This window comes from Spiroplasma endosymbiont of Lariophagus distinguendus (genome assembly GCF_023846195.1).
Lineage (GTDB): Bacteria > Bacillota_I > Bacilli_A > Mycoplasmatales > VBWQ01 > Spiroplasma_E.
On the sequence record NZ_JALMUW010000046.1, the window covers coordinates 1 to 7,783 of the forward strand.

Annotated in this window: 6 protein-coding genes; all 6 read left to right on the plus strand. The window is 26.1% G+C overall.

The genetic code is table 4. From position 1 onward, the window contains the following. The first annotated feature begins 172 nt into the window (after positions 1-172). On the plus strand, positions 173-823 hold the full coding sequence (locus tag M0D11_RS04420; protein ID WP_252320453.1) for an NAD(P)-dependent oxidoreductase: 651 nt from the start codon (positions 173-175) through the stop codon (positions 821-823). Between the two features lie 27 nt (positions 824-850). Then, positions 851-1,528: an aldo/keto reductase gene (locus tag M0D11_RS07260; protein ID WP_252320455.1), complete on the plus strand. Its 678-nt coding sequence runs from the start codon at positions 851-853 to the stop codon at positions 1,526-1,528. 185 nt (positions 1,529-1,713) lie between these two features. Continuing rightward, positions 1,714-1,866, plus strand: coding sequence for a hypothetical protein (locus tag M0D11_RS04430; RefSeq protein ID WP_252320457.1), 153 nt, complete (start codon positions 1,714-1,716; stop codon positions 1,864-1,866). A 748-nt stretch (positions 1,867-2,614) separates the two neighbouring features. Next, positions 2,615-2,797, plus strand: coding sequence for a hypothetical protein (locus M0D11_RS04435; RefSeq protein WP_252320459.1), 183 nt, complete (start codon positions 2,615-2,617; stop codon positions 2,795-2,797). Between the two features lie 1,272 nt (positions 2,798-4,069). Further along, positions 4,070-4,246: a hypothetical protein gene (locus M0D11_RS04440; RefSeq protein ID WP_252320461.1), complete on the plus strand. Its 177-nt coding sequence runs from the start codon at positions 4,070-4,072 to the stop codon at positions 4,244-4,246. 1,343 nt (positions 4,247-5,589) lie between these two features. Further along, the coding region (locus tag M0D11_RS04445) for a cation-translocating P-type ATPase (RefSeq protein WP_252320463.1) at positions 5,590-7,783 on the plus strand (2,194 nt) is incomplete at its 3' end.

Sequence of the window (7,783 nt, forward strand, 5' to 3'; positions counted from 1 at the left end):
ATATATAATTGTAAATTTATGAGTAAAAGTAGCAATATTATAAATTAAAATCATAATTTTATGATTTACTAACGCCCAAACTAATACCTAATATAAGGTGTACTTATGCTATAATTACTATAGTATATTGTTGACTCTTCGTTAAAATTAAGTTTGAAAAGGAGTATTAACTATGAAAATTGGAATTATTGGAGCATCAGGAAAATCGGGACTTGCTTTAACTAAAGAAGCTTTAAAACAGGGATATCAAGTTGTTGCCATTACTAGAAATCCTATTAAAATGCCAATTCTTAATAATGATAATCGATTGACCATTAAAAAAGCTGATCTTACTAATAAAAGTAGTATTAAAGCGGTTGTTAATGATGTTGATATTTTAATTAGTGCTTACGGCCCTACTATTGATAATCCCCAAAATATTCATCAGCAAGTTGCTAAAAACTTAATTACTATCATGCATGAATGTCAAAATATTAAAAGGTTATTAATTGTTGGTGGTGCTGGTAGTTTGTTAGATGATAAGAATGAAATATTAGTAGAAACAAGTGCATTTCCTGAAGCATGAAAAGAACATGCACAACAACAAGTTCAAGCATTAGCTACTTATCGTAGCAGTGACATTAATTGAACATATTTTAGCCCTTCTTTATACTATGACCCAGAATTACCAACTTTAGGTAAATTTAAAATTGGTAACAATCATTTAATTGTTAATAAAGAAGGAAAAAGCGAGATTAGTTATGGTGATGCTGCAATTGCTATTATTAATGAGATTAAAGAACAAAAATTTATTAAAAAACGTTTTACAGCGGGTTATAATTAATATTTTGTTTGAAAGAATATTAGACAAATGGTAAAACTTACAAAAGAACAAATTTTACAAAAAACGATAACTCTAAATAATGGTGTCAAAATTCCTCAATTTGGATTAGGTACATATTTAATGGTTGATAGTAAATCTATTTATAATTCAGTAATTTGTGCTTTGCAAAATGGTTATCGTCATATTGATACTGCAGAATATTATAAAAACGAGGAGATAATTGGTAATGCAATTAAAGATTTTTTAGCAGAAAATCCAGAAGTTAAAAGGGAAGATTTATTTATTACTTCTAAAATTTGAAATGACAATCATGAATATGAACTTACTAAAGATGCTTTGCGTGGTATCCTGACTCGTTTAAAACTAGATTATTTAGATTTATGTTTAATTCATTGACCAACTAAACAAAGTTTTGAATGTTGAAGAGCCTTAGAAGAATTTTATGAATATGGTAAAGTTAGGGCAATTGGTGTTTCAAATAAATACAAGGTTACTACTAGTCACATTGCTTTAAGATGAGCTTGACAATTGGGTCAAGTAGTTATTCCTAAATCAACTAATCCAGAGCGAATTATTAGTAATCCCGATATTGGGGGTTTTGAACTAACAGAAGAAGAAATGTTAAAAATTCAAAAATTACCACAAAGTGCTTTAGGCCCACAATCTAATGATAAAAAATTTTGAAAAGGAATTATGATGGATTAAATTTAAAAAGGGGGTTAAATAATTGTGATTTGAAATGATACAACTAAGAACCTGTTTAGGATCTTTTTAATAAAACTGAAATAAAGGCAAGAACAACCATTTGTAAACTAGTATTTACTGAACATCTAGAATAAAGTAGACACAAATTGTAACCTTTATTATTAAATACTTTAAGAGTGTTGTTTTTGTGGCTAAGTGATTATCAAAGAAGAAAAGTTAAAAATAATAAAAATAGTAAAATTAAAACAATTGATAAAACCGCATTAGAGTATGGTATTGGTCGATCATCAATAAAAGAATGAATTAAAGCATATAAATTATTAGGTGAAAAGGTTTAGAATATGGCAATGGAATTCGTGCTAAAAAAACCAAAAGAACAGGTCGACCAAATCTTTAAATTTTAATGACACAAAACAAGAAATTTATTGTTCTATTGAGGCAATGAATGATATAAAAAAGTATTTAGAAAAATCAAACAAAAGAAGAAATATTTTGTGATTTTCTCCTTGAAGAAAAAATATCAGATTAGTTATTTATGTTGATTGCTAAATGTTTCAAATCAGGATATTATAAGTGAATTAAGAATGGAATGAATGAATTTAATACGTAAGAGATACATTTTGGCTAATATAATTAAAAATATTTTTTATGAATTTCAAGAAATTTATGGATTTATAAAATGATAACTTGTGAATTAATAAATTATAATTTAAAATTAAAATTTCATGTTGTAGATATATAGAAATATAGGTTTGGCTTCAAAGTTCGCATAAAGAAATTTGATTATAGAACTAAATCAGGAAGTTTAAGATATGATAATTTATTAAAACGTGATTTTTCATTACTGATTTAAATCAAAATTAGAGTACTGATATAACTTATTTATTAACTAATGGTAAAACATATTATTTATCAATTGTTAAAGATTTTCATAATAATAGAAATATTAAGATTATAAATAAATAAGTTTAGATATGACATTTGTTGTCAAATGTGTGCAAACTGATTAATGCTCAAAACCTAATTCTGAATTTTGCAATCAGATCAAGGATTTTCACTATACAAATCCTTCATACTAAACATAGGTTGATTAAAAATAAAATTTCAATGTCTGAAGGTAATTCTTGTGATAATGGTACTACTGAATCTTGATTTGGAACAATGAAACAAATTTTATATCAAATTCCAAGAAAAATAGAACTATTGAATGAATACAAGACAACTTACCTAAATATATTTACTTATAACCATCGACCTCAAATAAATTAAAAGGAATGGAGTCCAATCGAATATCGATTCGCTCATTCCAAATTAACAAATAATTACTTCCATACTATAAATTTAACGCACTTACAAATACTATTTTATAAAATTTAATAAAGGTTAACTTTTATTCCACTTTTCTTGACAAGTTCATAATTAACACTAATTTGACATGAAAGGATTTTTATTAATGGATAAAATTAAACATAAATAAGAATTATTTATTAGAAAATTAAATATTAATAAAAATTAAAATTATTGATCATTGCAGAATCAATATTTTCAATTAGACATCTTTCTCAATATCTTCAATTAAACAGATCAACATATTGCCTAGAACAAGCAAAAACCTATTAAAAAGAAATAAATCACCTTGATCATTGTAATATAAACCTATCAAAAATTATACAATTTTAATTGAATTTCATTCTACAAGAAAAGAGTGAGGAATTTATGAATGTTACAATTTTCAGCATTTAAAGATAGTTAAAACAAGAAAAAACATTCCCACTTAAATATAGAATTATCAACAAAACAAGTAGAAAATTGAAAGATCCCACAACAGCATCCAGGTTTGACAAACAAAATAATAATAATAAAAATAAAAATTTGCCATAATGGACCACCCACATCGTGATAAAGTCATCTATCTAAAATCACAACTTCTTCTAATCAAATTTGATCAATGGATACACAATAAATTAATATGCTAAGAAGGCTGATTATACCTTTAGTATTATTGATTTTATTCAAATAATGTTAGTTATAATGCCTTCTGTGATGTACCAAAGATTTGTAAAACCTGCTCTTGAAAAAATACTTTAGCAATTTTCCTTTAAAACAAATCCAGCGTTATTTTACATTCAGATAATGCTGCTGAATTTTATTACTGAACATATCATTTAAGACTATTGATGACAAATAATCTTAAGCCAAAAGCAACCTTATGATATTAGCAGTAATGTTCTATCAGAAAACCTGATTCTCACATTTTATCTCAAGGTGATTACCCAAGGTTCAAACCAATATTTAACAATCAATGGCTATAAATGATGTAAATCAATATGTTATGTTTATAATTATGAAAAGGAATACATTCTAAATTTCACAAAACCACCAATTTTACAAATTAAAAAAATTTAGAAAGTATGAAAGTGGTCCAGTAATTAGTTGCTACCGATAAAACCACATTAGAGTATGGTATTGGTCGATCATCAATAAAAAGAATGAATTAAAGCATATAAATTTCTTAAGGTGAAAAAGGTTTAGAATATATCAATGGAATTCGATGCTAAAAAAACCAAAAGAACAGGTCGACCCAAATCTTTAAATTTTAATGAAATGACAAAAACAAGAATTAATTGAATATATTGAGACAATGAACGATATAAAAAGTATTTAGAAAAATCGACAAAAAAGAAGAAATATTTGCGTTTCTCATTGAAAAAAAAATAATAGATTAGTTATTTATGTTGATTATTAAATGTTTCAAAATCAAGGATATTATAAGTGAATTAGAATGGAATGAATGAATTAATAAATGAATAATTTTTAAACAATATAATTAAAATATTTTTATGAATTTCAAAGAATTTATGGTTATAAAATGATAACTTTATGAATTAACAAAATTTATAATTTAAAATTAAAATTTCATATTGTATATAGATATATGAAAATATGAGTTTAAAAATTTGGGTTCGCATAAAAAATTTGATTATAGAACTAAATCAGGAAGTTTAAGATATGATAATTTATTAAAACGTGATTTTCAACTACTAATTTAAATCAAAATTAGAGTACTGATATAACTTATTTATTAACTAATGGTAAAACATATTATTTATCAATTGTTAAAGATTTTCATAATAATAAATATTAGATTATAAAATAAGTGCAAGTTTAGACATGACATTTGTTGTCATTATTATCAAGCTGAGTTAATGCTCAAAAACCTACTTGTGAATTTTACAATCAGATCAAAGGATTTCGCTTTATCACAAATCCTTCTTATAAAATTTATGTGATGAATTAAAAATAAAAAATTCCAATGTCTAGAAGAGAGTAATTCCTGTGATAATGGTGCTACTAGGCGATTTGGAACAATGAAAACAGAATTTCTATATCAAATTCAGAAAAAATGAAACTATTGAATGGAATACAAGACAACTTACCTAAATATATTTACTTTTATAATATTATCGACCTCAAATAAAATTAAAAGGAATGGGTCAATCGAATATCAAGTTAAATCCCATTCCAAACAACAAATAATTACTTCATACCTATAAATTTAACACTTACAAACGCTATTTTATGGAATTTAATAAAGGTTACTTTTATTGTCCACTTTTCTTGACAAGTTCATACTTTCTTTCTGTTTTTTCATGTGCTTCTGTATTTTCTAATCCAGCGGCTTCGTTATACAATTCATCTTTTTGGTAATACTGAAAGTATGTAATTCATTACGTTTATAACTTCAACATTTGCATTTATGATTGTTTTGATTTCAGGCCAATTTTCACAATTATAGCATCTATATTATTTTTTTGAACTGCAGAAAGATTTTCTTTCGGCACAGTGTTATTATCAGCACTAAACTACTTGGTTTGTTTTCTTTTTGCTATTTTCTAAAAATTGATTTTATGTTCTCAAATTGTTCTTTGGAGGTGACTTGAGGATAATTTTATACTATCTTCACCTCTAACAAATATATAATCATTTACATTATTTTGAAAAGATTCTAAACAGGTTCTAAGGAATTAGCAAAAAAATTAAATACTAATTTTGTTACAGGTTTAACTGAAGAAGCTGCAGCTCAATTGCTAATAGAAACAGGACCTAATCAATTACCAGTTACGAAAAAAAAGCCAATTTGAAAAATAGTTTTAGCACATTTTATTGAACCATTTGTTTTAGTATTAATTGCATTAGCAATTATTGCTACTGTTATTGGTCAATGACAAGAAGCATTAGTTGTTTTTTTAATTGTAATTGTTGATGCTACTTTGGCTACTTATCAAGAAGTAAAAGCTGCAGCTTCTTTGGACTCTTTAAAGAAATTAGTTTCTTCACAAGCAGTAGTAATTCGTAATGGTAATAAATACGATATTGATGCTAAAGATTTAGTGGTAGGTGATTTGGTTTATTTAGATGCTGGAATGTTTGTACCTGCTGATCTGCGTATTATTCAGTCTTATAATTTACGTACTAATGAATCACTTTTAACTGGTGAATCAACCTTAATTAGTAAAACTACTGAAGCATTAACTGAAGAAAAATTATCAATTGGTGAAAGAACTAATCTTGCTTTTATGTCTACTTCTATTGCGACAGGTAGTGGTCTTGGTTTAGTTTATGCAACAGCAAAAACTTCTGAAATTGGAAAAATAACTAAGTTATTACAAGAAGAAAAAGAACCTAAATCACCATTAACGCGACAAATGTCTTTTTTAATTAGAATAATTTCAGTTTTTGCTTTATTATTAGGTTTAGCTATGTTTTTACTACAATTTTTCTTAATTAAAGTACCTGCTATTAATGCTTTAATTTTTGGAATTGCTTTAACAATAGCAGTAATACCTGAAGGTTTGCAAGTTATTGTCACCGTTTCATTATCACTGGGAAGTTCAAGAATGGCAAAAAAACATGCTATTGTTAAACATTTACCTGCTGTTGAAACATTAGGTCAAGTTGATATTATTTGTTCTGATAAAACCGGAACTTTAACACAAAATAAAATGACTGTTAAAAAATATTATTTAACAAAATCAGTTAATGATAGTAATGACTTTAAAAAGAAAACTAAACAAGAACAATTATTTTTAGATTGTTTAGTATTATGTAATAATAGTGAAGTTAGTAAAAATAAAACTATTGGTGATCCAACAGAAGCAGCACTTATTAATTGATCAGAAACATTAAAGTTTCCAACAAAGGCACTTAGTGATAAACATACTCGAGTTCATGAAATACCTTTTGATTCCAATCGTAAATTAATGTCAACAATTAATGAATACGATAAAGAAACTTATGTTTTTGTTAAAAGCGCGGTTGATAATATGATTAATATTTGTACTCATACGCTTATTAATAACGAAAGGGTAGTATTAACTGCACAAATTAAAAAAGAAATAATTGCAAGTATGGAAGAAATGTCAAATTCAGCATTACGTGTTTTAGGAGCAAGTTATAAAACTGTTAATAATACGAAAGATTATAGTAATATTAGTGAAATTGAAAGTAATTTAACTTTTTTAGGATTAGTTGGAATGATTGATCCGCCAAGAAACGAAGTTAAAGATTCTTTAGTTAAAACTAAAAAAGCAGGTATTGATACAATTATGATTACTGGTGATCATTTAAATACTGCTGTTGCTATTGGTCAAGAATTAGGTTTGATTGAAAATAAAACACAAGCACTTAGTGGTAATACAATTGATGATATTCCAGAAGAATCATTTAATGCTAATATTAATCAATATCGAGTTTTTGCTCGTGTTTCTCCTGAACATAAAGTTAAGATTGTTAAAGCATTACAGAGTCATAATAAGGTTGTTTCGATGACTGGTGATGGTGTTAATGATGCTCCTAGTTTAAAAGCGGCAGATATTGGAGTAGCGATGGGTATTACGGGAACCGATGTTGCTAAAGAATCTTCACAAATAGTATTAACTGATGATAATTTTGCTACTATTGTTGATGCTATTGAAGAAGGGCGTAATATTTACAGTAAAATTAAAAGAATTGTTATTTTTATTTTAATTACTAATATGGCCCAAGTATTTTCAATTGTTATTGGTGCTATTTTTGGATGAAATGAATTATTGCAACCAATTCAAATTTTATGAATTAATTTAATTGTTGAATCTGTTATTGCAATTCCAATGTCAATGGGACCTAATAACCCTGATTTAATGCTTAGAAAAACAACGAAACGGAATGATAGAATTCTTACTGGTAGTTGAGGATTTATTGGTATTGTTAGTATGG